At 72.3% G+C, this 23,033-nt stretch carries 20 protein-coding genes and 1 pseudogene; 8 read left to right on the top strand and 13 right to left on the bottom strand.

The annotated features are described in order from the left end of the window. Positions 1 to 978: an NAD-dependent epimerase/dehydratase family protein gene (locus tag ACIRP7_RS31975; RefSeq protein WP_403666255.1), complete on the bottom strand. Its 978-nt coding sequence runs from the start codon at positions 976 to 978 to the stop codon at positions 1 to 3. A 152-nt stretch (positions 979 to 1,130) separates the two neighbouring features. Between ACIRP7_RS31975 and ACIRP7_RS31980 the strand changes: the two genes are divergently transcribed. Continuing rightward, positions 1,131 to 1,658 (top strand): SMI1/KNR4 family protein, encoded by a 528-nt coding sequence (locus ACIRP7_RS31980; protein ID WP_403666256.1) that lies wholly within the window; start codon positions 1,131 to 1,133, stop codon positions 1,656 to 1,658. A gap of 38 nt (positions 1,659 to 1,696) precedes the next feature. Here the strand turns inward: ACIRP7_RS31980 and ACIRP7_RS31985 are convergent, their stop codons facing one another. Genes ACIRP7_RS31985 through ACIRP7_RS31995 form a run of 3 tightly spaced genes read right to left on the bottom strand, consistent with a single transcriptional unit; the run spans position 1,697 to position 3,789 of the window. Then, positions 1,697 to 2,620 (bottom strand): phosphotriesterase, encoded by a 924-nt coding sequence (locus ACIRP7_RS31985; protein ID WP_403666258.1) that lies wholly within the window; start codon positions 2,618 to 2,620, stop codon positions 1,697 to 1,699. Then, on the bottom strand, positions 2,614 to 3,198 hold the full coding sequence (locus tag ACIRP7_RS31990; protein WP_403666260.1) for a DUF4865 family protein: 585 nt from the start codon (positions 3,196 to 3,198) through the stop codon (positions 2,614 to 2,616). The genes ACIRP7_RS31985 and ACIRP7_RS31990 overlap by 7 nt, the downstream gene beginning before the upstream one ends. A gap of 12 nt (positions 3,199 to 3,210) precedes the next feature. Further along, on the bottom strand, positions 3,211 to 3,789 hold the full coding sequence (locus tag ACIRP7_RS31995; protein WP_403666262.1) for a TetR/AcrR family transcriptional regulator: 579 nt from the start codon (positions 3,787 to 3,789) through the stop codon (positions 3,211 to 3,213). A 172-nt stretch (positions 3,790 to 3,961) separates the two neighbouring features. On the opposite strand from ACIRP7_RS31995, the gene ACIRP7_RS32000 reads away from it, so the two are divergent. The 3 genes and pseudogenes from ACIRP7_RS32000 to ACIRP7_RS32010 all read left to right on the top strand — a co-directional run bounded on the left by ACIRP7_RS32000 (position 3,962) and on the right by ACIRP7_RS32010 (position 8,096). After that, the gene (locus ACIRP7_RS32000) at positions 3,962 to 4,255 is read left to right on the top strand and encodes an SHOCT domain-containing protein (protein ID WP_403666264.1); all 294 of its coding nucleotides are present in this window, start codon (positions 3,962 to 3,964) and stop codon (positions 4,253 to 4,255) included. After that, positions 4,252 to 5,007: pseudogene (locus ACIRP7_RS32005) on the top strand (ABC transporter ATP-binding protein); the annotation flags it as partial. The gene ACIRP7_RS32000 and the pseudogene ACIRP7_RS32005, both read left to right, overlap by 4 nt. 527 nt (positions 5,008 to 5,534) lie before the next feature. Beyond that, the gene (locus ACIRP7_RS32010; protein WP_403666266.1) at positions 5,535 to 8,096 is read left to right on the top strand and encodes an ABC transporter permease; all 2,562 of its coding nucleotides are present in this window, start codon (positions 5,535 to 5,537) and stop codon (positions 8,094 to 8,096) included. Between the two features lie 110 nt (positions 8,097 to 8,206). Here ACIRP7_RS32010 and ACIRP7_RS32015 read toward each other — a convergent pair whose 3' ends face one another. Further along, complete coding sequence (locus ACIRP7_RS32015) at positions 8,207 to 8,728, bottom strand: ATP-binding protein (protein WP_352386324.1); 522 nt, start codon at positions 8,726 to 8,728, stop codon at positions 8,207 to 8,209. Positions 8,729 to 8,912: 184 nt separating this feature from the next. Next, complete coding sequence (locus ACIRP7_RS32020; protein ID WP_352386322.1) at positions 8,913 to 9,236, bottom strand: hypothetical protein; 324 nt, start codon at positions 9,234 to 9,236, stop codon at positions 8,913 to 8,915. A gap of 347 nt (positions 9,237 to 9,583) precedes the next feature. On the opposite strand from ACIRP7_RS32020, the gene ACIRP7_RS32025 reads away from it, so the two are divergent. Then, positions 9,584 to 10,729, top strand: a complete 1,146-nt coding sequence (locus ACIRP7_RS32025) for a PLP-dependent cysteine synthase family protein (protein WP_403666268.1) — start codon at positions 9,584 to 9,586, stop codon at positions 10,727 to 10,729. A 105-nt stretch (positions 10,730 to 10,834) separates the two neighbouring features. Here ACIRP7_RS32025 and ACIRP7_RS32030 read toward each other — a convergent pair whose 3' ends face one another. Together ACIRP7_RS32030 and ACIRP7_RS32035 are read right to left on the bottom strand one after the other, a co-directional pair. Then, positions 10,835 to 11,314 (bottom strand): SRPBCC family protein, encoded by a 480-nt coding sequence (locus ACIRP7_RS32030; RefSeq protein ID WP_403666270.1) that lies wholly within the window; start codon positions 11,312 to 11,314, stop codon positions 10,835 to 10,837. Positions 11,315 to 11,365: 51 nt separating this feature from the next. Continuing rightward, positions 11,366 to 12,196 (bottom strand): DeoR/GlpR family DNA-binding transcription regulator, encoded by an 831-nt coding sequence (locus ACIRP7_RS32035; RefSeq protein WP_403666273.1) that lies wholly within the window; start codon positions 12,194 to 12,196, stop codon positions 11,366 to 11,368. Between the two features lie 312 nt (positions 12,197 to 12,508). Here ACIRP7_RS32035 and ACIRP7_RS32040 point away from each other — a divergent pair, with 312 nt between their 5' ends. Further along, on the top strand, positions 12,509 to 14,827 hold the full coding sequence (locus ACIRP7_RS32040) for a hypothetical protein (protein ID WP_403666335.1): 2,319 nt from the start codon (positions 12,509 to 12,511) through the stop codon (positions 14,825 to 14,827). On the opposite strand, the gene ACIRP7_RS32045 is transcribed toward ACIRP7_RS32040, so the two are convergent. From ACIRP7_RS32045 to ACIRP7_RS32060, 4 genes are all read right to left on the bottom strand, one after another. After that, complete coding sequence (locus ACIRP7_RS32045; RefSeq protein WP_403666275.1) at positions 14,797 to 17,226, bottom strand: right-handed parallel beta-helix repeat-containing protein; 2,430 nt, start codon at positions 17,224 to 17,226, stop codon at positions 14,797 to 14,799. The two genes, ACIRP7_RS32040 and ACIRP7_RS32045, sit on opposite strands and share 31 nt — an antisense overlap. Before the next feature lie 111 nt (positions 17,227 to 17,337). Beyond that, complete coding sequence (locus tag ACIRP7_RS32050; protein ID WP_403666278.1) at positions 17,338 to 17,943, bottom strand: hypothetical protein; 606 nt, start codon at positions 17,941 to 17,943, stop codon at positions 17,338 to 17,340. 161 nt (positions 17,944 to 18,104) lie between these two features. Then, positions 18,105 to 18,935, bottom strand: a complete 831-nt coding sequence (locus ACIRP7_RS32055) for an MOSC domain-containing protein (protein ID WP_403666281.1) — start codon at positions 18,933 to 18,935, stop codon at positions 18,105 to 18,107. A gap of 42 nt (positions 18,936 to 18,977) precedes the next feature. Further along, positions 18,978 to 19,430, bottom strand: a complete 453-nt coding sequence (locus ACIRP7_RS32060; RefSeq protein ID WP_403666283.1) for a DUF6643 family protein — start codon at positions 19,428 to 19,430, stop codon at positions 18,978 to 18,980. A 297-nt stretch (positions 19,431 to 19,727) separates the two neighbouring features. Between ACIRP7_RS32060 and ACIRP7_RS32065 the strand changes: the two genes are divergently transcribed. Continuing rightward, positions 19,728 to 20,927, top strand: a complete 1,200-nt coding sequence (locus ACIRP7_RS32065) for a TerD family protein (protein ID WP_403666338.1) — start codon at positions 19,728 to 19,730, stop codon at positions 20,925 to 20,927. A gap of 4 nt (positions 20,928 to 20,931) precedes the next feature. Here the strand turns inward: ACIRP7_RS32065 and ACIRP7_RS32070 are convergent, their stop codons facing one another. Next, positions 20,932 to 22,110, bottom strand: a complete 1,179-nt coding sequence (locus ACIRP7_RS32070) for a glycosyltransferase (protein WP_403666285.1) — start codon at positions 22,108 to 22,110, stop codon at positions 20,932 to 20,934. Positions 22,111 to 22,167: 57 nt separating this feature from the next. Between ACIRP7_RS32070 and ACIRP7_RS32075 the strand changes: the two genes are divergently transcribed. Then, positions 22,168 to 22,956: a glutamate racemase gene (locus ACIRP7_RS32075; protein WP_403666287.1), complete on the top strand. Its 789-nt coding sequence runs from the start codon at positions 22,168 to 22,170 to the stop codon at positions 22,954 to 22,956. Positions 22,957 to 23,033: the final 77 nt, after the last annotated feature.

Consider the following 23,033-nt stretch of genomic DNA (forward strand, 5'->3'; position numbering starts at 1 on the left):
TCAGGCGCTGACCTCGCCCGCCACCTTCAGCTCCCCGTGGTCGGTCAGCCATCGCACCGACTCCAGTACGGCGGCCTCCGGTTCGTAGCGCGGGGCATACCCGAGGAGGGTCCTGGCCTTCTCGATGGTGAAGCACTGGCTGCGGTGCAGGTGCTCCCAGCTCACCTCGGCGTGTTCCGGGGCCGTGGTCCTGCGGAACTGCTCCCAGGTCACCGGCTCCAGCGTCGCGGTCCGACCGAACCAGCCGGCCGCGACGCGGGCGTATCCGCGGACGTTCAGCGCGCTGGGAGCGACGACGTTGAAGTCCTCTCCCGCCGCCGCGTCCCGGTGCTCGATCGCTCGCTCGAAGGCCTGCGCCACGTCGTCCGCGTGCACATGGTGCATCAGCTCGACACCGCTGCCGGGGATCCGTAGCGGCTGTCCCGCCGAGAGCGCGTACCAGACCGCGGGGTCGAAGTTCCCCAGCGGGCCGACCGGGTGCCAGCCGGGGCCCACGATGTGCCCGGGGTGCAGGGACGTGGTCACCAGGCCCCCGGCAGCGGTCTCCTCCTTCAGCATCCGGGCGATCCGGTCCTTCTGGATTCCGTACTCCCCGACGGGCGGGGCGCCCGTGGTCTCCGAGATCGGCAGCTTGTCGGCGGGGCCGTGGCGCCACACGCTGCCGCAGTGCAGCAGATGCCCGACCTCACCGCGCAACTTCTCCACCAGCGCGGTGGCCGAGTCCGAGGTGAAACAGACCAGATCGACGACGACATCCGGGCCCAGCCCGGCCACCCGGCCCCCGAAACCGCCCTCCCTGTCCTCCCGCTCCCGGTCGGCGACCACCTGACGCACCTGCTGCCATTCGGGGGCTTCGGTGTAGGCGGTGCGCGTGCCGCGGCTGATGTTGACCACTTCATGGCCGGCCCGCACCAGGCGGGGGACCAGGAAGGTGCCGATGTGCCCGCTTCCGCCGATCACGACGACTCGCATGTTCATCCCATCGCTGTCAGGCCGGTCAGGTCAGTCTGGTCGAGTGCCCGGCGGTGCCGTCAAGCTCCACAGCGCCGACGTGCGCCTACCTGCGCCGCCCTCGGTGGACATCTCGGTGGCGCGGGGCCGTTGTCAGTGGCGGCGACTAGCCTGCGGGCATGATCGACACGACTGAGGACGACCGTGCCTTCCCGGCCGCCCTGGCCGACGTGGCCCGCGTGGAGTTCGACTACGCCGACGGCGAGGGCGTCGACTTCGAGCCGTACGACGACTTCGACTCCGCCGAGGAGACCACCGACTGGCTGCGCCACTGGACCGGCAACCACGAACTGGACGGTGACGCCTACCGGGTCTTCGGACAGGACGGTACCGGTGGCCTCGCCGCCCTGTGGCGCGTGCGGCCGGGGCGGCCCCTCGCCGAGCAGCCCGTGGTGTTCCTGGGCTCGGAGGGCGAGCGCGGTGTGGTCGCGGCGAACCTGTCCGACTTCCTGTGGGTGCTGGCCGACGGCCTGGGCCCGATGGAGGTGGTGGAGCACGAGCAGTACGACGCCCGCCCGAACCCGGCGCTGACCGAACTCGCCGAGCGTCACGCGAGCACCCCGCGCCGCCCCACCCGCGACATCGTCACCTCCGCCCGCTCCGAGTTCCCGGCCTTCCCCGAGGACATCGACGCCCTCTGCCGGTGAGCGCCCTCCCCGGGTGAGCGCCCGGCCGGTGAGCGGCGTCAAGGGCGGCTCCACTCCACGGCCAGGGCCCGACCGGGGTTGTCGACGAAGATGTGCCGCACCAGTTCCTCACCCAGCTCGACGGCGAGTCGCGGACGCACCCGGCGCAGCAGATACGGCATCCCGGGGCCCCCGTCGACCGACCGGGCGGCCGCGGTCGTGGTGTCGCCGCCGAGGAGCAGACGGTCCCCGTGACCCGCCTCGGCGAGGGCGCGTACGGCGTCCGGCATGCGCCAGTCCGTGGCGTGGTTGGCGCGCGACGGCCCGTCGAAGGCGAGGTAGCAGCCCGACGCGGCGGCTTGGGCGTGCACGGTGAGGTCGGGAGAGCGGTTGAGATGGCCGAGGATCACCCGCCGCGGCGGCACCCCCAACTCCCCGCACAGCAGGTCCAGTACGTCCAGCGCGCCGGTCCCCAGCTCCAGGTGGACGGCGATCGGCGCCCCCGTCGCATGATGGGCCGCGGCCGCCGCGGACATGGTCCAGCGGGCGTGCGCGTCCAGAGCGTGGAAACCGCCCGCCACCTTGATCAGCCCCGCGCGGACGCCGGACGGGCCGATGCCCTCGGTCAGTTCGGCGACGAACACATCGGCGAGCCTGCCGCGCAGCCCGGAGAGCGTGTCGTCGTCGTAGTGGATCGCCTGGTGCAGCCCGGTGGCGGCGACGATCCGCACCCCGGTCTCCCGGGCCAGCGGCGGCAGATCCGCGGCTCGCCGCCCCAGTCCGTACGGCGTCCACTGCACCACGGTGCCACCGCCCTGCGCGGCGAACGCCGCCAGCTCGGCCCGCGCCGCGGAGACACTCCGCAGTTCCTGCCCCGGCAGTCGGGGACTGCCGAAGAACAGATGGTCGTGAGCGTCGCACACCCCGAGCTGCTCGGCGGGCACGTCACCGGCCACCGTACGGACCGCGACCGCGCTCACCACTGTCGTCCCCGTGGCAGCCGCCCCCGGCCCGGTGCCGACACATGCAGCACCTCGAACACCTCGCCGTCCGCCCCGGACGGCTGATGCGCCCAGAGCGAGAAGTGGCCGAGCTCCCAGTGAGCCGTGTCCACCACAGCCGCCGCGAGCACCGCGCCGTCCTGCCCGGCCAGCCGCTCCGTCTCACCCACCGCGTCCGCCATCGCCTCGGTCAACTCCATGCCCTGCGGCACAGGTTGACACCGCCGCACGGCCCACCGGGCAGGAGAGCCGGCGGCGCCTCCCTCCTCGTACGACAGGCCTGTCCACTGACGCACGGACGGCCGCCCGAAGTCGTCGCTGAGTCCCTGGAAGGCACCTCCCCAGAGGAAGGTGTTCATGCCCTCCACGGTGTTCCAGAGGTAGAAGGGCGCGTACTGGTTGACGGGCGAGCCGTTCACCCCGCGCTCGCGCATCAGATACGTCTTGAGGCCGAGCCCCTCCCAGTCGTCCAGCACATGCCCGACCCGGGCCACGCGCGCGCGGACGACGTCCATCTCGTAGTCGGCGGGCAGGGTGAGTGCGTACTGCATCGCGTGCATCGGTCGCCTTCTCTACGGTGCTTGGGGGGTGAGCAGCGAGAGCAGGCCCCGCACACCCGTGTCGAACGCGGCGGGCGAGCCGGACGCGCGGGCCAGGACATAGCCGCCCTGGACGGTCGCGAGTACGGTCGCCGCGATCTCCTCGCCGTCCAGCGACGCCGCGAACTGGCCCTGTTCCTTGCCCTCTTCGACGATCCCGGCGATGCGCTCACGGATCCAGTCGATCGTCTCGTCGACCGGCGCGCGAAGTTCGTCGCTGGCGACGACATCCGGGTCCATCGTGAGCCGGCCGATCGGGCAGCCGCGCAGCACGTCGCGCTCACGCCGCAGATACGCCTCGATGCGCTCGTACGGCGTGCCGGGGCCGCCGAGTACTCCCTCGGCGGTGGCGCGCAGCTCCTCGGCGGTCCTCCGGATCGCGGCGAGGGCGAGGTCGGGCTTGCCCTTGAAGTGGTGGTACATGCTGCCCTGTCCAGCCCCCGCGCGCTCCAGGATGGCCTTGGGGCTCGTCCCCACGTAGCCGCGCTCCCACAGCAGCTCACGGGTGGACTCGATCAGTCGGTCCGAGGCGCTCATGGCCTCACTGTACATACTAGTAGTTACAGAAGTCGAGGCCCCGGAGGAGCAGGCGGAACAGACCCGCGTACTCCCCGTGAGGTACACGCACTGCCGCTGGCCGTAGGACGACCCGACCCCCTCCCCGGAGCCAGTCTCGAAGCAGCACCGAACGACACGTTCAGACACTCCAAGGAGATGAACCGACATGCAGACTCTCGCGAACTGGGACGGTGGCCCGGGCCCGTGGATCCTCTTCTTCCCGTTGATCTGGGCGGCCGTCGTGCTCGGCGTCGTCACGCTCCTGCGCCGCACCGCCTGGCGCGGCCGCCGCGGCCCCTGGCGTACTCCGGCCGACGCCGGCCCCTCCGGGGACTCGCCGATCGCCATGCTCGGCCGCCGCTTCGCCTCCGGCGAGATCGACGAGGACGAGTACTGGCGCCGGCTGTCCGTGCTGGACGAGCAGTTCGGCCGTGCGGCGGGCAAGGGCGGTGCGGCATGACCGCCACGACCGCCTCGACGAGGACGTTGCCGGCCGCCCGGGTGGTCGACGCCGTGAAGGTGTACGGCAGCGGCGACACCGGCGTGCGGGCCCTGGACGGGGTGAGCGTCGACTTTCCGGCCGGCCGCTTCACCGCGATCATGGGGCCCTCCGGCTCCGGCAAGTCCACCCTCATGCACTGCGCGGCCGGCCTCGACACGCTCACCGAGGGCACCTCCTACATCGGCGACACCGATCTCGGCTCCCTCGACGACCGCCGCCTGACCCTCCTGCGCCGGGACCGCGTCGGCTTCGTCTTCCAGGCGTTCAACCTGGTGCCGACGCTGACCGTCGAGGAGAACATCCGACTGCCGCTGGACCTCGCGGGAGGCAAGGGCGACCCCGAGTGGATCGACGCGCTGATCGACGTGGTCGGCCTGCGCGACCGGCTCCGTCACCGGCCTTCCGAGCTCTCCGGCGGGCAGCAGCAACGCGTCGCCGTGGCCCGGGCGTTCGTCGGCCGTCCCGACGTCGTCTTCGCCGACGAGCCCACCGGAAACCTCGACTCCCGCTCCGGCGGCGAGGTCCTCGGCCTCCTCGGCAGGACCGTGCGCCGGACGGCCCGCACGGTCGTCATGGTCACCCACGACCCGGTGGCCGCGGCCCACGCGGACGAGGTCGTCTTCCTCGCCGACGGACGCCTGGTGGACCGGATGGAATCCCCGACCGCCGACAGGGTCCTGGACCGCCTGAAGGCCTTCGAGGTGACATCCCGGGCGGGGGTGCGGTCCCGGGCGGAGGTGACGTCCTGCGCGGAGGTGTCCCCCCGGGCGGGGGTGCCGTCCCGGACCGAGGCGTCCTCTCGGACGCAGGTATCCCCCGGGTCGGAGGTGTCCTCCCTGACCGAGCCGACCGCCGAGACCGAGCCGACCGCCCGGGCGGGTGTGTTCTCCCGGACTGAACCGGCCTCTCGGGCGGAGGGGGCTTCCCGGTCGGAGCCGGCCTCTCGGGCGGAGGGGGCTTCCCGGTCGGAGCCGGCCTCTCGGGCGGAGGGGGCTTCCCGGTCGGAGCCGGCCTCTCGGGCGGAGGGGGCTTCCCGGTCGGAGCCGGCCTCCCGGGCGGAGGGGGCCTCCCGGACGGAAGGGGCCTCCCGGTCCGAGCCGACGCCCCAGACGGAAGTGTCCCCCCGGACCGAGGCGGCCCCACGCACGCAAGCCCCCACGCAGCCACAGGCGCCCTCGCGGACCCGAGCCCTCCCGGGACCGGAGACTCCCTCTCCGACCCGGACGGAGGATCCCTCATGAACGCCTCCCTCCGCCTGAGCGTGTCCTCCCTGCGCGCCCACAAGCGCCGCTTCGTCGGGACCTTCCTCGCCGTGTTCCTCGGGGTCGCCTTCCTCGCCGGAACACTCGTCATGGGAGACACCCTCCGCGCCGGCTTCGACACCATGTTCGGCAACGCCACCGGCGGCACCGACGCCGTCGTCCGCAGTGCCGAGGCCATCACCACGCCGGGGGAGAGCGAGGGAGTGCGCGAGCCGGTCGCCACCGACCTGGTCGAGACCGTCGAAAAGGTACCCGGCGTCGCGGCCGCCGCCCCCGACATCCAGGGCGCCGGCCAGCTCGTCGGCAAGAACGGCAAGCCCATCGGCGGCAAGGGTCCGCCCACCCTCGCCGGCAACTGGATCGACGACCCGAAGCTCAACCCGTATCAACTCGCCGAGGGCCGAGCGCCGAAGACGTCCGGCGAGGTCGTCGTCAACCGCGGCACCGCCGAGAAGGGCGACCTGAGGATCGGCGACACGACGATCCTGCGCACACCCGACCCCGTCGAGGTGACCATCGTCGGCCTCGCGACCTTCGGCGGCGAAGACGGCATGGCCCAGGTGACCTTCACGGGCATGACCCGGGCCGACGCCGAGAGGTACCTCACGGCCCGGCCCGGCGAGGCGTCGAGCATCCAGGTGCGCGCGGGCCCCGGTGTCAGCCAGCGCGAACTCGTCGACCGACTGACACGCGTACTGCCCCAGGGCGTTGAGGCGATCACCGGTCAGGAGTCGACCGAGGAGAACACCGACATGATCTCCAGCCAGTTCCTGACCGTCTTCACGGCCTTCCTGCTGGTGTTCTCGGGCGTGGCCCTGCTCGTCGCCACCTTCTCCATCCACAACACCTTCGCGATCGTCGTCGCCCAACGCACCCGCGAGAACGCCCTGTTGCGGGCACTCGGCGCCTCCCGTCGCCAGGTCACCGCATCGACCCTCACCGAGGCGAGCGTCGTGGCGGTCACCGCCTCCGCCGCGGGCCTCGCGGGCGGCATCGGGGTCGCCGCCGGCCTCCAGGCACTGTTCCCGGCGATCGGATTCCCCTTCCCCGAGGGCGACTTGGTGGTCAGCGCGCTGTCGATGCTGCAGCCGCTCGCGGTCGGCGTCGTGGTCTGCCTGGGCTCCGCGCTGCTGCCCGCCGTACGCGCCGGCCGCACCGCACCTCTCGCCGCACTGCGCGAGACGGCCGTCGACCGGTCGGGCGCCTCCCGTGTCCGTGCCGTCACCGGAGCCGGCCTGGCCGCGCTGGCGGTGGCGGTCACCCTCACCGGCGTCCTGGTGTCACCGTCCCTCTGGCTCGCGGGCACCGGCGCCCTTCTGGCCCTCGTCGCGTTCGTGGTCCTCGGCCCGGTCGCCTCCACGACCGCCGTACGTGTGCTCGGAGGTCCCCTCGACCGGCTCCGCGGCGTCACCGGCTCCCTCGCCCGGCGCAACGCCCTGCGCAGCCCCAAGAGGACGGCCGCCACCGCCGGCGCGCTGATGATCGGCGTGGCCGTGGTCTCGCTGTTCACGGTGTTCGGGGCGTCCCTGAAGGCCACCATGGACCAGACCGTGTCCCGGTCCTTCGCGGGCGATGTCGCCGTCAGCACACCGTCGTTCGGCGCGGGCGGCAGCGGACTGAGCCCCCGGCTCGCCGGAGCCGTCCAGCAACTGCCCGAGGTGGACACGGCCGTGGGTCTCGGACGCGGTGTCGCCGAAGTCGACGGCCAGGGACGGGCGTTGACCGTCACCGACCCGCTCGCCCTGGAGCGCACCTTCGACCTCGGCACCGTGCGGGGCTCCCTGCGCGACCTCGGCACCGACGGCATCGCCATCACCGAGGCGGAGGCGCGAAAGCAGGGGCTCACGACCGGCGACACGGCCCGACTCACCTTCACGGATGGCGAGAAGGACATGTTCACGGTCCGCGCGGTCTACGGACGGTCCGAGCTGGCGGGAGACTACGTCATCACCCGCGCGGCCTGGGCCCCACACCGCACGCAGGACTCCGACTCGCTCGTCGCGGTCTCCTTCAAGGACGGCGTGAGCACCGGCGCGGGCAAGGCGGCGGTGGAGAAGGTGGCGGCGCGGTACGGCCATCCCGAGGTGCAGACCCGCGACGAGTACGCGCAGTCCTCGGCCGGCGGCATCGACATGATGCTCACCCTGGTCTACGCGCTGCTCGCCCTCGCGGTCCTCATCGCACTGCTGGGCATCGCCAACACGCTGACCCTGGCGATCCACGAGCGCACCCGCGAACTGGGGCTGCTGAGGGCCGTGGGCCAGACCCGTTCCCAACTGCGCGCCATGGTCCGCTGGGAGTCCGTCCTGGTCGCCGCTTTCGGCACGGTCGGTGGACTCACTCTCGGCGCCTTCCTGGGCTGGGTCCTGGTCAAGGCCTCGGACGGGACCAGCGACAGCACCTTCGCCTTCGCGATACCACCGCTGCAACTCGCGGTGGTCGCCCTGGTGGGCCTCGCCGCGGGAGCCCTCGCGGGCCTGCGCCCGGCCCAACGTGCCGCCCGTCTCGACGTACTGCGGGCGATCGCCACCGAGTGAGGCCGCCAAGAGCCCGCCGACGGTCACTGAGCCGGCGCGTCGGCCGCGGGAGACCGGGAGGGGCGCGCCCCGCGGGCGCACGAGCGGAAGGAGAAGGCGTCACCGCCCGGTCAGCCGGCAACGGCCGACCGGGCGGGAGCGTGTTCGGGCCTGCGGCCGTCGACCCGCACCTCGGCGAACCTGAGCGCGGACTTGTCGAGGACGGTGCGACGCGGTGGCCGTGCGGCGGAGGGCGTCGGGAGGGTGAACCACACGAACTTCCCCGACTCGCCGTCCGGCCGTACGCCCCAGCTCTCGCTGACCGCGGCGACCATCGCGAGCCCGCGGCCGCACGTGGCGAGCGGTTCGGTGTCCTTGATGTCGGCCACGACCGGCAGACGCGGGTCGTGGTCGTGCACCGAGACCATGAGCCGGTCGAGCAGCAGCTCGATCTTCACGGTGCACGTCTTGTCGGGCTGGGCATGGCGGTGGACGTTGGTCAACAGCTCCGTCACACCGAGCACGGCCCGGTCTATGAGGGGATCCAGATGCCAGTAGCGCAACTGTGCGGAAAGGATTCTGCGGACCTGGCCGATCCGCGCCGGCAGAGCCTGAAGCTCCACGGTGCAATGCCTGCTTGGGTGACTGATCACGGCTGCGACTCCCCGACGTGAGGTCCGGAAGAACACGGAGTTCGGATCGATGCGGCAGGTGCCTGCGTGAACGGCCGCCTGCCGTCGTGCCCGGCGGGCTGGTGTGCAGCGTGATCGCCGGTAAACCCAGAGTGATGTGAGACCAGCGTGACGCAGGAGGTGTGACTTCGCAACTCGCGGTGACCTAGTCGCTACGCCCCGCAGCCCTGCGTACGGCCTCGATGAACCGGCGTGCCGCGGGCGGCCCGGGCTCGCCCGGCGCGGGATCCTTCTCGCCCAGGGTCAGCAGATACCGGTTGCCGTTGAGGTCCGCGAGTGCCCGGTCGTCCGCGGCGAACCAGGGCTTGGAAGCGCGCACCGCCTGTACCGGCGCGCTGTCGATCTCGCTGCCGTAACTGGTGAGCAGTTCCAGCCTGCCGTCGTTGATCCGGACCTGGCCGGCCCGGGTGAGCGAGCGCAACCTCTTCCCGATCCGCACGCCCATAGCCGTGAACTCCGGCTCCGCCATGCCGCCCCGCCCCCTTGTGCGCGTCGGTTGCCGGCCCTTGCTCCCGTGTGGGTCGAGAGCCGGCTTCTGTCGTGATCCAGTGTGCGCGCCCCCGTTCGAGACGTCCGTCCCGCCCGGTGCAGTCTGCCCGCCATGGGCGTCGAGCACCAGTGCGCATGACATCTCGCCGGGGGCGCCCGGAGCACTCGTTCGAATGCGCCCCCGCCGCCGCGCTCCGCTGCGACCCCAGGCTGTCTTTGGGGCGCTCAAAGGTGTGTTTATGCAGGTGAGAAGCGTGCGGAAGGTGTCTATGATCGAGACATCGGCCGCGCGACGCGCCGTCGGCGCGCAGTGTTAGGAGCCCCGCCGTGAGCACCCCTCAGCAGACCCGGACCGGCGACACCCTCGACGTCGACCACAGTGACACCGCCTACCGCGGCTGGCTGAAAGAAGCCGTCCGCAAGGTGCAGGCCGACGCCAACCGCTCGGCCGACACGCACCTTCTGCGCTTCCCGCTCCCGGAGAGGTGGGGCATCGACCTGTACCTCAAGGACGAGTCCACCCACCCCACGGGCAGCCTCAAGCACCGGCTCGCCCGCTCGCTGTTCCTCTACGGCCTGTGCAATGGCTGGATCAGGCCGGGCCGCCCGGTGATCGAGGCGTCCAGCGGCTCCACCGCCGTGTCCGAGGCGTACTTCGCGAAGCTCATCGGCGTGCCCTTCATCGCGGTCATGCCGCGCACGACGAGCGCCGAGAAGATCCGCCTGATCGAATTCCACGGCGGCCGGTGTCACTTCGTGGACGACCCGCGCACCATGTACGAGGAGTCGGCCCGCCTCGCGGTGGAGAGGGGCGGCCACTACATGGACCAGTTCACCTACGCGGAACGGGCCACGGACTGGCGCGGCAACAACAACATCGCCGAATCCATCTTCAGGCAACTGGAGTTGGAGCGTTTCCCGGAGCCCGCGTGGATCGTCGCCACGGCCGGTACCGGCGGCACCTCGGCGACCATCGCCCGGTACGTCCACTACATGCAGCACGACACCCGCATCTGTGTGGCCGATCCGGAGAACTCCTGTTTCTTCGAGGGCTGGAGCACCGGCGATCCGGACGTCACCTGCGACTGCGGCTCGCGCATCGAGGGCATCGGCCGGCCGCGCATGGAACCGAGCTTCGTGCCCGGGGCGATCGACCGCATGATGAAGGTCCCGGACGCGGCCAGTGTCGCCGCCGTGCGCGCCCTGGACCGGGCCATCGGGCGCCGGGCGGGCGGCTCGACCGGCACCGGACTGTGGAGCGCGCTGAAGATCGTCGCCGAGATGGTGGCCGAGGGCCGCCGGGGGAGCGTCGTCACCCTTCTCTGCGACCCAGGCGACCGGTACCTGGACAAGTACTACTCGGACGCGTGGCTGGCCGAGCAGGGCCTGGACATCGAGCCGTACACAGCGGCGATCGCCGCACTGCTGGAGACGGGGGTCTGGCCCGGCCAGGTCACTCAGGTCAGCCCCTAGCAGACAGAAGCTGTACGGCCCTCGCCGGCGCCGGCACTTCAAGCTGGACCAGAAGGGCCTGGTCTCGTCGACATCGCGCAGAAGGCGGCCCAACCCGAACCCCGGCTAGGAGCCCTGCGCCCCGAGCCGCCGGTCCAGCGTCCGGACCGCGTCCCGGAAGGCCCGCCCCAGCCCGGCCCGGCCCAGCTTCGCGACCAGGCGGAACACCGCCGTGCCGTCGACGGCGAAGGTCCAGCGCACATGGGTGCCCGCCCCGGCGGGAGTCAGCCGCCACTCCTCGGCGATGGCGCGGGCACCGGGAGCGTTGGCCACGTCGACGCGGTAGGCGTACAGCTCGGGGGCCTTCGCCGCGAGGACGGTCTCCTGGAAGCGCCCGCCGCCCTTGAGGTGGATCTCCCGGGTCGAGCCGTTCCCGGTCGAGCGGGCCAGCGTCACCGCGGAGAACCATTCTTCCCACCCCGGTACGTCCTCGGCGAGCGCCCGGTGGACCGCCTCCGGCGGAGCCGACATCTGCTGTACGAACACCAGCCGTACGGGTGCGGTCGCGATGAAGTCGAGCCCCACCTCGCGCAGTTGGTGAGCCATGGACAACCCCCTCAGGTGTGAACGGGAAGGGTCACCCTAGCTGGCGCTCCGTCAGATGTCTGTACCTTCAACGGAGTCGCCCGCCACGACCAGCCGCCGCAGATGCTCCGAGATCTCCGCGCGCGCCGACGCCGGCAGCCCGGCGTCCGTCACCAGCGTGTCGACCTGCTCCAGCGAGGCGAACGAACTCAGGCCCACCGTGCCCCACTTGGTGTGGTCGGCGACCACCACGACCCGCCGGGCCGACTGCACCAGACGCCGGTTGGTCTCGGCCTCCGCGAGGTTCGGCGTCGACAGGCCGGCCTCGACCGATATGCCGTGCACACCGAGGAAGAGCACGTCGAAGTGGAGCGCCGCGATCGCCTGGTCGGCCACCGGCCCCACCAGCGAGTCGGAGGGGGTGCGCACACCGCCGGTCAGCACGACGGTCGCCGCACCCTGACGGGGGCCGGTGGTGCGCTGCGCCGCGTGGAACACGTCGGCCACCCGCACCGAGTTCGTCACGACGGTCAGATCCGGCACGTCGAGCAGATGGTGGGCCAGCGCGTACGTCGTCGTACCGCCCGACAGGGCGATCGCGGTGCCCGGGGCGACCAGCTCCGCCGCTGACCGCGCGATGTCCTCCTTGGCGGTCAGCTCCAGACCCGACTTCGCTTCGAAGCCCGGCTCGTGGGTGCTCGCCTCGACCACCGGGACCGCGCCGCCGTGCACCTTCTCCAGCACACCCTGGCGGGCCAGCGCGTCGAGATCGCGCCGTACGGTCATGTCCGACACGCCGAGCTTGCGGGTCAGCTCGTTGACGCGCACCCCGCCTCGGCGCCGGACCTCGTCCAGGATCAGGGCGCGCCGCTGCTCCGCGAGGAGGTTCTGATTCTCACTCACGTACGCTCCGGTCCTTTCGCCTGCGGCTGTCCGACACGCCCTGCGCACCCTCGCCCACAAGCACATTTTGCCCGTCCCTGGTGCGCGGGACGTCCCATACTCGCACGGGCCCCCACCCGCAGCGCCACCGACCGCCCCGTCTCACTCGTGCCACCGGGGTGACACCCGGGCTCCGGCTGTCGCCCGGATCGGGGAGATTCCGTGACGAGTGGTGTGCGCGACGCGCCGAACGGGAGATCCTTGTTCCCGCACGGACAGATGCCGACAGCGCGTCACGGGGGAAGTGCAAAGACAGTGGAACGTGTCCCGACCATGGGCGCGGACGGCTCGCCCGCCCGGCCCGAAGCATCCGGAACCGCCCTGGAACTCCTGGTCCACGGGGTGGGCGGCACCACGCCGGAGAAAATGCTCGACGATCCGCGCACGGTGCGGATCACCGGCGACGACATCGCGGCCGTCTTCCGGCGCGCCGACGACGTCGACGCCGAGCGGAGACCGCGCGACGCCCGCACCGGCCCGGTGCCCGAGGCGTACGTCTGGTGCAACCTCACCTCCGGCAACGGCACCCGCGCCCTGTGGCTGCTGTTACTGCCGTTCATGGTGGTCAACCTCGCCCACTGGATGCGCCCCACCGCACGCGGCCGCAAACGGACCGTGCGCCTCTACGGCCTCCTGGTCCGGCTCGCGGGCCTGACGCTGACCGTTCTGCTGGTCGCCGCCGCCTGCGAGGTCGCCCTGGACCTAGCGGCCTGGCAGTGCGCGGGCACACGCGCGTGCGCCGAGTCGCACACCTGGCTGGGCTTCCTGTCGCCCGACGTCTCGGACGCAGGCTGGTGGAGCAGGCCCGGTCGCCGTCTCGCCCTCGCGGCCCTGGTCCCGGCAGCGCTGACCGGCCTGCTCTGGTACCTGTCCCACCGCACGTGGAGCGCCTACGAGTCCCAGCAGCCCCTGTCCCGCGGGGGCGAGCCCGAGGAGGACCACGGGCGCACCGCGCTCAGCCGGCCCGGTTTCTGGTACGGCCGCCGTCTGGTCGCCCGCCTGCGCGCCGCGCACACCGCCGCGGGCCTGCTGACGATCGCCGCCGCGGTCAGCTCCACGGCGGCCCGCTTCGACCGCGAACCCGGCGGCCCCGTGCTCCTCGACACGCTGGGCCGGCTCCTGCTGGCCGCTCTCGTCGCCGCCGCGGTCGCCGTCGTCTGGGTGGTGTGCCGCCGAGGACGCAGCGAGAGGTATCTCGACCGGCAGCTCGACGAGCGTCTCGTACGGCGCCTGCCGCTCGCCGCGCTCCTCCTGCTCGCCCTCGCCGCGGTGTACGCCGGGTGGGAGCGGCCCGGGTGGCAGTCGCACGGCCGGCTGTCGGGGGACGCCACCTTCGGTGGCATCGCCTTCGTGCAGGGTCTGCTGGTGGTCACCCTGGCCGCGGTCGCCCACCTGCTGTACCGCACGCATCCCGACCCGCGCGCCGCGATGCGCGGGCTCGCCGGACCCGCCGTGGCGACACTGGCCTGCGCGCTGGGCGGCGTGATGTCCGGCGGCGTCTCGCAGCGCGTGTCGGACTGGCTGGACGGTACCGGCGCCACCATCCTCGGCCCGCCGGTCCTGCTGACCTGGCAGGCGTCCGTGATCCCACTGGTCCTTCTCGTGCTGCTGGCGCACTGCGCCTGGCTCGGCCGGCGCACCTGGCGCTCCGGACGGGCCCAACTGGGCACGGTCGAGAGCGAGTACCCCGCGGAGCCCAAGGACGCGGCACGCACCCGCCGCATCGCCCGCACCCGCGCGATGGCGGCGCTGACGGACCGGGGACCGCGCCTGCTCGGAGTGACGTCGGCCAGCACCCTGCTCCTGGGAGCCGGGGCCCTCGTCGGCGCCCTGACCTCCCGCAGGACACCGGCACAGGCCGCCGAGGGGGCGTACGTCTTCGTTCAGGGCGGCGCCGACACCGCGCAGGCCCTCGGCTCCTGGCTGATCGGCCTCGGCTTCATCCTGTTCGTCACCTGGGGCCGCCGCGCCTACAAGGACCCCTCCGCGCGCCGGACCATCGGCATCCTCTGGGACGTGGGCACCTTCTGGCCGCGCGCCGCCCATCCCTTCGCCCCGCCCTGCTACGCCGAGCGCGCGGTACCGGACCTGACCTGGCGGATCGCGACCTGGACCCGGGCCACGCGCGGCCGGCTGGTCATCTCCGGCCACTCCCAGGGCAGTGTGCTGGCGGCCGCCGCGGCCTGGCAGCTGGAGCCCACGGTCCGCAAACGCGTCGGCCTGCTGACCTACGGTTCCCCGCTGGAGCGCCTCTACGGTCGCTGGTTCCCGGCCCACTTCGGGCCGGCCGCGCTCACCGCCCTGCACCACGACGTGGACTGCTGGCGCAACCTCTACCGGCTCACCGACCCCATCGGCGGCCCGGTCCGGCTGCCCGGCGACTGCGGCCCCGAGGTGGACCGGGAGCCCCTCAAGGACCCGCTCGCCTACGGCCGCACCGATCTGCACCCGCTGCCCGTGCCGATCCTCGGCCACTCCGACTACCAGGCCGACCCGGTCTTCGCCGAGGAGCGGGCGAAACTGCTGGGCCGGCTCCAGCCGGACGTGCCGGTCCCGCGGTCTCAGGAGGACTCGGGCAGGTCCTCGGCGTAGAGCAGGGTGAGATCGTCCGTGGTCGGGTCGTCCACCTGGGCGACCCGGCTCGCGTGCCGCTCCACCATCGCCTCGAAGGTCTGACGCGCGGTACGGCCGTTGCCGAAGGCGGGCCCCTTGGGCAGCACCGTGAAGTACTTCAGCAGAGCCTCCGGAGCGCCCGGTGCCAGCCGGTACTCGTGCTCCTCGGCCTGCTGCTCCACGATGCGGAGGAGTTCCTCTGGGTTGTAGTCGCTGAAGGTGATGGTCCGCGAGAAACGGGAGGCCACACCCGGGTTGACCGACAGGAACCGCTCCATCTCGGCGGTGTAGCCCGCGACGATCACCACGACCGCGTCCCGGTGGTCCTCCATCAGCTTCACCAGCGTGTCGATGGCCTCCTTGCCGAAGTCCCGGCCCGAGTCCTCCGGCGACAGCGCGTACGCCTCATCGATGAACAGCACTCCGCCGCGCGCCTTGTCGAAGGCCTCCTGGGTGCGGATCGCGGTGGAACCGATGTGCTCGCCGACCAGGTCGACGCGGGACACCTCGACGAGATGCCCCTTCTCCAGGACACCGAGGGAGGCGAGGATCTCGCCGTAGAGCCGGGCGACCGTCGTCTTGCCGGTGCCGGGGGAGCCGGTGAAGACCAGGTGGCGCTTGACGGACGCCGCCTTGAGGCCCGCCTCCTGACGCCGCCGGCCCACCTCGATCATGTCGGTGAGCGCCCGCACCTCGCGCTTGACGCTGTCCAGGCCCACCAGGGCGTCGAGCTCACCGAGAACGGCCTTCGAGGTGCGCGAGGGCTTCTCCGGCTCGGCGGGGACGGCCGGCGGCTCCTGCTCGGTGACCCGCTGCCCGGGGATCAGCAGACCGGGGGAGCTGGACTCCGTCAGTACGGCCGTCTCGCGCGCCGCGGGCGGCGTCGGGCCCCCGCTCTCGTCGCTCGTGCAGTCCTCGACGACGGGGCCCGCTCCGGCCGCCGCGTCGGGGGCGTCGGCGAACTCGTAGCCGCCGCGCGCGCAGCGCTCCGTGCGGCACTTCCTGAGGGTCGTACGGCAGCCGTCTATGACGTGGAAGCCGTAGCCGCCGCTGCCCGTCACCCGGCAGTTCAGGAAGCTGCCGCGGCCGCCCGCCGACACATAGAAGCCCGCCTCGGCGGGGGAGTCGACCGTGCAGCGCTCGATCGTCGGGTCGGCGCCCTTGGTGACGATCACACCGGTCTGGGTGCCGTCGACGGTGCAGTTGTTGAGGGTGCCGCCGCTGCCGTGGTCACGGAACCAGGCGCCGGTCGCCGCGTCCCGGATCCGGCAGTCGTCGAGCTGCGCGGTGGCGCCGTCGCTCACGGACACGGCCGTGTTGCGGACCTGGGAGATGTCACTGTCGACGACGTCCGCGCGGGAGCCGCGGTCGAGGACGAACAGGGCGTCCGGCACGTCGTGCACCCGGCAGGAGTCCAGTACGGCGGTGGCGCCGTCGCTGATCCAGACGGCCGGATAGTCGCCGGTGCTGTCGAAGATCTCGCACTGGTTGGCGTCCACGCGCGTGCCCGGATCCCACACCGACAGGCCGTTGCGCCCGAACTGACGGACCGTCGTACGGGTCAGGGTGAGCACCGAGCGGGAGCGCAGGTCGACCGCGTTCTCCGGGATGTCGTGGATACGGCAGTCGGCCAGGGTCAGCACCGCGTCGGTGTCGAGGGTGACGCCGTCGCCGGTGGTGCGGTGCACATCGCAGTCGGTGAGGTGCGCGGTGGCCCGGCCGGTGATCTGGACCCCGCTGCCGCGGACCTCGTAGACCTCACAACCCACGGCCTCCAGCGCGGAGTTCTCGCCGGTCGCCGTCAGTCCCGCGCCCGAGGTGTGGTGGACCCGGCAGCGCTCCAGGCGGGGGTGGGCGCCGCCGCGCACCGAGACACCGGACTGGCCGGCCGCCACGATCTCGCACTCCTCGAACACCCCGCCCGCGCCGTCCAGTACGGCGATGCCGATGCCGGCCGGGTTGTCGACGGTGCAGCGCCGTACGGTCGGGCGCGCGCCGCCGCGTACCTCTATGCCGGCCGCGGACCGCGTGACGATCCGGATGTCGGTGAGCTCCGGTGTGCCCTCCTCGACGAGCAGGGCGGGGGCGGCCGCGTCCTGGCCCTCCACGTGCAGGTCCTGCACCACGGCGGAGGAACGCACGGTCAACGGCACCCCGTCCAGGGGCGCGATGCGCACGGAACCGGGCGAACCCTCGGGGCCGCGCAGGGTCACCGCCCGCTGCACGACGAGGTTCTCCCGGTAGGTGCCGGGCGCGACCGTGAGGACGTCCCCGTCCGCCGCGGCCTCCAGGGCAGCGGCGAGTGACGCGTACTCACCCGTGCGGCGCCGCCACCGCGATGTACCGGTGTGCGTCACCTGGACCGTGCCCTGTGCCATGGCGTTGCTATGCCCCCACCTCGTCGTACGCGGGTTTGTGCTGCCGAGGAACCTCGGCCGGTCCACCGTAGCGTGCGCGCGGGTGGTGGGTTGACCAGAGCCGTAAGGCGGTCAGCTGCCGGTGCCGGTCCGGCCCCAGTCCGGGCCCGCGCGGTCCCAGGCCTGGTCCCAACGGGCGTACCGGCGACGGACCATGCGCCAGACGGCGAACCGTCTGGCACACTCGATCAGGCCCGCGGTCAGCAGGGCCGCCCCGGTGCCCGCGAGGACGGCGTGGGTGGTGGCGGTGGCGGAGTCCAGCGGCCGGGCCGCTGTGCGGCCGTGCAGGTCCGTCCACATGCTGAAGTGGTCGCCGCGGTGCGGGGTCTGGAGGGCGGCCATCACCGTGCCCCGGTGCGCGGTGCCGTCCGGCGCGGTCCAGCCGGCCACCACTCGGCTGCGCACATCCCGCCCCGAGGCGGCCTCGGGGTCGGCGTCCAGCGGCGAACGCTCCAGCCTGCGGATCACGGTCGCCGTCACCAGCCGACGGGAATCCTGCTGCTCACGGACCGACTGCTGCAGCGCTCCCTGGGCCGCGCCCCCGGTGACGGAGCCGATCACCGGTGCTACGACCAGGATCAGCAGCAGGGCCAGGAGGCCGGCCCAGGCCTCGGCCAGGTCGGTCCCGCGGCGCAGCGGGTTGCGCCGCCAACGCCACAGCCCACTGATCGCCCGCACCGTCCGCACCCCCTTCCCGCTCCGTGATAACCCCCGACGGAGTCGTTCACGCGCGGGACCGGCCGAAGAGAGAGCGAAATCACCTGCGGCCGGGCCTCTCATGAACTCCTCGTGAAAGCCCCAACGTGCATGCCCCCGGGCGGTGTTCCCGAGGTGCTGGCTCACCGGTCGAGAATCGTCACCGGGTCACCGACCCGGATCGTGCCACGGGAGCGGGGCACCAGGTTCTGCCCGAAGACGAGCTTGCCGCCGAAGCGGCGGTGCCGGCCCAGGCTGTGCAACGGCTCCTTGCCCCGGACGGCCCGGTCCTGGTCGGTGGTGGTCACCACGCACCGCCCGCACATCTTGGCCACCCGGAAGGTGACGTCCCCGATGGCGATGAGCGACCAGTCGTCCTCGGCCCAGGCGTCGGCGCCGCTCACGACCACGTTCGGCCGGAAACGGTTCATGGGCAGGGGGCCCTCGGCCGCGTGCCGGCCTTCGGAGATCAGGGAGTTGAGGGCGTCGAGGGAGGCCGCGGAGGTCAGCAGCAGCGGGTATCCGTCGGCGAAGGTGACGGTCTCGCCCGGCAGCGCGTACTCGGGCTCGACCGGGCGGCGGGTGGCGGGGTCGTCCAGGTGGACCAGGCGGGTCCGGGCGCCGAGGTACTCGCTGCACCACGCGTGTGCGGCCGCGTCGGCGGCGGGCACCCCCTCGACCTTGTCCCCGAAGATGTCCAGCGTGACGGTCTCGCCCGGTTCGGGGACCGGCACGGTCAGCGGATCCAGACCGGGCGCGGACAGAACGACGCCGCCGCCGGGCATCAGCTCGGCGGCGGCCTGCGCGAGGCGCGGCTGCTGTCGTTGGGTGACGACCTTTCCCCCGTCGTCTACCAGCGCCCAGCGCCGGTCACCGGCCAGCCCCCAGGGCTCCACCTCGGCCTCCCGGAGTGCCAGACCCCGGAACGCCTTGACCGGATGGACATGTATCGACAACAGCTGCGCATTCCCCATGAGCCCATCGTGCCAGGCGGCACCGACAGCCCGGGAGGGGAATCAGTACCCGCGGTACTGCTGGTTGTTGTACGGGTCCTGGTAGGGAGCCGCCGGAGCGGGCCGGGGAGCCGCGGGGCGCATCGCCTCGTAGCCCGTGCCCATGCCGGGGCCGGCCGGACGCGGCTGCTGCTGCGGCCCGGGATAACCGCGAGGCGCGGCGGCCTGCTGCGGGATGTACGCCCCGGGCGCCTGCTGCAGCGGAGAGGGCTGCTGCGCCTGCGGGTAGCCGTAGGAGGAGTAGGACGGACCTGAATAGGAGGGACCAGCGGGAAGAGCGGGCAGCGCGGACGGCAGCGCGGGAAGGTGGCTTGCCGGGACGTCGTAGGCGGCCGGGACCCGAATCGGGGCGATCTGCGGGGTGCCCCGCTCGGCCACGAGTGAGTCGTAGATCGGAGTGTCCGGGAAGGAGGCGGAGTAGTAGCCGCCGCCATAAGTGGAGCGGGGGGAGGTCATGGCACATAAGTTAAGCCCACGATGTGCTGGTTGGGGAGACCGATAAGAGGGTTGTTTTCCGTGTCGGCAGTGACGTGGGATCCCCAATGCGAGCGAACTCGGCAAAAAAGGACGCCAATCCAGGTCCCATCCTGGTAAAAGCCGAGTTCCGAGCGGGTTACCGCCGGTTGGCCGGCGATCTTCCTGTGCGCGCGATGGGAGTTCGCTGTCCCCGGGGAATAGGTTGAGCGGGTAGAACTCGAAGGGCCGCCGGGGCGCGTCCTGGCCTGCCGACACCTGATGGGGGCGGACATGCCAATGTCGAAAGGCTCGAACGCTCAGGTGCCCACGACGGCACTGCGCGTCGAATTGGGCTGGCGTACCGGGCCGGGGGTCCCCGACGCGGATGCCTCGGCCCTGCTGCTCGTCAGCGGAAAGGTCCGTTCCGACGCCGACTTCGTCTTCTACAACCAGCCGCAGCACTCCTCCGGAGCCGTCCGCCACGAGGGCAAGCGGACCGACGGCGGCCGGGTGACCGACACGCTGCTCGTCGATCTCGCGCGCGTGGAGCCGTCGGTGGAGACCGTTGTGCTCGCCGCTTCTGCGGACGGCGGGACCTTCGCCCAAATCCCGGATCTTTACATCGAGGTGCGAGATGTCGCGCAGGGCACTGTGGCGGCGCGGTTCGACAGCACGGGCGCGACAGTAGAAACCGCTTTCGTGCTCGGGGAGTTCTATCGCCGCCAGGGCGCATGGAAATTCCGAGCCGTCGGTCAGGGCTACGACAGCGGACTGGAAGGTCTCGCAACGGACTTCGGCATCACCGTGGACGAGCCCCAGCAGAAGGCACCGGTGACGCCGCCGCCGGCCCCCTCCTCGCCACCGGTCCGCCTCTCCAAAGTCACGCTGACCAAGTCCGCTCCCTCCGTCTCCCTCGCCAAACAGGGCGGCACCTCGGGTGCGATGCGCGTGAACCTCAACTGGCAGGTGCGTAAACAGTTCTCGGGCTGGAGCGGCAAGCGCGGCCGGGCGGTGGCCATGCACGCCGACCTCGACCTGTGCGCCCTGTACGAACTCGCCGACGGCCGCAAGGGAGTCGTACAGGCGCTCGGCAACGCCTATGGAGCCCTGCACCAGCCGCCCTACATCCACCTCGACGGCGACGACCGCACCGGTGCGCTCGCGAGCGGTGAGAACCTCACCGTGAACCTCGACCACAAGCGCGACTTCCGGCGCATCCTCGTCTTCGTGACCATCTATGAGGGCGCGCGCTCCTTCGCCGACCTGCACGCCACGGTCACCCTCCAGCCGCAGTACGGCGCCCCGATCGACTTCTCCCTCGACGAGTGCACGGTGCCTTCGACGGTGTGCGCCCTGGCCCTGATCACCAACACCGGCGACGACCTGGTCGTCCAGCGCGAGGCTCGCTATCTGGTGCCCGAGCGCGGAGTGAGCCCGCAGCGGACGGTGGACCACGTGTACGGCTGGGGCATGAACTGGACCCCGGGCCGCAAGTGAGACCTCAGCGCTCCTCGCCGACGACGGCGTCCGGGCGCGCGTAGGTGCGGCCCTTCCAGGCCGCGCCGCGCCCCCGGTAGTGCTGCACCGCCGAGTCGACCGTCATCAGGAGATAGAGGAACGCGGTGAACGGCAGCAGGGGAGCGAGCCACAGCGGCTGCCGGTAGTAGCGGAGCATCGGGACGTACGTCCCCGTCATGACCAGCCACGCGGCAGCACCCGGCAGCACGGTCGCCGCACTGCCCGTCGCCAGGCCGGCGAGGACGGCGACGGGCGGCACCAGATAGACCAGCGCCAGCCCGGCCACCGTTCCCAGCAGCACCAGGGGGTTGTGGCGAAGCTGGGCGTACGCGCTGCGCGACACCATCCGCCACAGGTCGTGCAGCCGGGGATAGGGGCGCACGCTGTGCACCCGCTCGGCGAGGCCCAGCCAGATGTGGCCGCCGCCGCCCTTGACGGCCCGCGCGAGGGCCACGTCGTCGATGACGGCGTGCCGGATGGCGTCCGGGATCCGCGCCCGCTCGGCCGTGTCGGCGCGCAGCAGGACGCAGCCGCCTGCCGCGGCCGCCGTCCGCGTGCCCCTCCTGCCGATCCGGCGGAACGGATACAGCTGCGCGAAGAAGTAGACGAACGCCGGCACCACGAGCCGCTCCCACCGGCTCTCCACCCGCAGCCGGGCCATCTGCGAGACGACGTCGAACCCACCGGCGTGCGCGGCGGCGACCAGCCGCCGCAGGCTGTCCGCCTCATGGGCGATGTCGGCGTCCGTCAGCAGCAGGTACTCGGGCTCACGCGCGCGTGCCAGAGCGATGCCATGGCCTACGGCCCACAGCTTGCCCGTCCACCCCGCCGGCGGCTCACCCGGTGAGGACACGGTCAGCGGCAGTCCGGCGGACCGGCGCGCCAGTTCGCGGGCCAGCTCTCCGGTGCCGTCCGTGCTGCCGTCGTCGACGAGGAAGATCTCCGCCCGCCCCGGATAGTCCTGGGCCAGGAGAGAGGGCAGGCTCACGGGCAGCACCTCGGCCTCGTCACGGGCCGGCACCACCACAGTCACGGACGGCCAGGCCGCGGGATCACGCTGCGGCGGGAGCCTTATGTCCGTGCGCCAGAAGGAGCCCTGGCAGAGCAGCAGCCACAGCCAGGCGGCGAGGGATACGGCGGCGGTCCACGCGATGGCGCTCACGCCCGCAGTCTGCCCCACGGAACCGGCCCCCAAGGGCTCATCGTCTATCGTGGCCGGGTGAAGATCGCGCTCTTGGACTCCGGAATCGGTCTGCTGGCGGCCACCGCCGCGGTACGGCGACTGCGCCCCGACGCCGATCTCGTGCTCTCCCTCGACCCCGACGGCATGCCATGGGGGCCCCGCACACCGGCCGACATCATCGGGCGCGCCCTGACCCTCGCCAGGGCCGCCGCCGCCCATGGTCCCGAGGCCCTGATCATCGGCTGCAACACCGCCACCGTGCACGCCCTGACCGCCCTGCGCGCCCGTCTCGAACCGGATCTGCCGGTCATCGGCACCGTTCCCGCGATCAAGCCCGCGGCGGCGGCCGGCGGTCCCTTCGCCATCTGGGCGACCCCCGCCACCACCGGCAGCCCCTACCAGCGCGGTCTCATCGAGGAGTTCGCCGACGGGGTGCCGGTCACCGAGGTGCCCTGCCCCGGCCTCGCCGAGGCGGTGGAGCACGCCGACGAGGCGGCCGTCGACGCCGCCGTGGCCGCGGCCGCCGCCCTGACCCCCGCGGACGTGACGACCGTCGTCCTGGGCTGCACGCACTACGAACTGGTCGCCGAGCGCATCCGCGCCGCCGTGCAGCGCCCCGGCCGTCCGCCGCTCGTCCTGCACGGCTCCGCCGGAGCGGTCGCCGCCCAGGCGCTGCGCCGGATCGGTGAGCAGCCCGCGCCCGAGGCAGCGGCCACCGGCACCCTCACGGTGCTGCTCAGCGGACGCGAGGGTGCCGCCCTGCCCGCGCCCGCCCTGGCCTATGCGGAGGGCCGGCTCCTGCGGACCGCCACCCCCGCCCGCTGACCACCTGTCGGCGGCCGGAAAGCCCCGCCCGGAGCAGTCACTCTGTGCGACGAGGTACCAGCGCGGCGAAACCTGAG

The organism is Streptomyces sp. NPDC102270, assembly GCF_044766405.1.
Classification (GTDB): Bacteria; Actinomycetota; Actinomycetes; order Streptomycetales; family Streptomycetaceae; genus Streptomyces.

What these genes read in the sequence shown, in the direction of transcription:
- ACIRP7_RS32010 (WP_403666266.1), top strand. Translation starts at nt 5,535, where the DNA reads ATGAACGCCTCCCTCCGCCTGAGCGTGTCCTCCCTGCGCGCCCACAAG.
- ACIRP7_RS32055 (WP_403666281.1), bottom strand. Translation starts at nt 18,935, where the DNA reads ATGGGGAATGCGCAGCTGTTGTCGATACATGTCCATCCGGTCAAGGCG.
- ACIRP7_RS32020 (WP_352386322.1), bottom strand. Translation starts at nt 9,236, where the DNA reads ATGGCGGAGCCGGAGTTCACGGCTATGGGCGTGCGGATCGGGAAGAGG.
- ACIRP7_RS32000 (WP_403666264.1), top strand. Translation starts at nt 3,962, where the DNA reads ATGCAGACTCTCGCGAACTGGGACGGTGGCCCGGGCCCGTGGATCCTC.
- ACIRP7_RS32060 (WP_403666283.1), bottom strand. Translation starts at nt 19,430, where the DNA reads ATGACCTCCCCCCGCTCCACTTATGGCGGCGGCTACTACTCCGCCTCC.
- ACIRP7_RS32040 (WP_403666335.1), top strand. Translation starts at nt 12,509, where the DNA reads ATGGGCGCGGACGGCTCGCCCGCCCGGCCCGAAGCATCCGGAACCGCC.
- ACIRP7_RS32030 (WP_403666270.1), bottom strand. Translation starts at nt 11,314, where the DNA reads ATGGCTCACCAACTGCGCGAGGTGGGGCTCGACTTCATCGCGACCGCA.
- ACIRP7_RS31975 (WP_403666255.1), bottom strand. Translation starts at nt 978, where the DNA reads ATGAACATGCGAGTCGTCGTGATCGGCGGAAGCGGGCACATCGGCACC.
- ACIRP7_RS31980 (WP_403666256.1), top strand. Translation starts at nt 1,131, where the DNA reads ATGATCGACACGACTGAGGACGACCGTGCCTTCCCGGCCGCCCTGGCC.
- ACIRP7_RS32045 (WP_403666275.1), bottom strand. Translation starts at nt 17,226, where the DNA reads ATGGCACAGGGCACGGTCCAGGTGACGCACACCGGTACATCGCGGTGG.
- ACIRP7_RS31995 (WP_403666262.1), bottom strand. Translation starts at nt 3,789, where the DNA reads ATGTACAGTGAGGCCATGAGCGCCTCGGACCGACTGATCGAGTCCACC.
- ACIRP7_RS31990 (WP_403666260.1), bottom strand. Translation starts at nt 3,198, where the DNA reads ATGCACGCGATGCAGTACGCACTCACCCTGCCCGCCGACTACGAGATG.
- ACIRP7_RS32065 (WP_403666338.1), top strand. Translation starts at nt 19,728, where the DNA reads ATGTCGAAAGGCTCGAACGCTCAGGTGCCCACGACGGCACTGCGCGTC.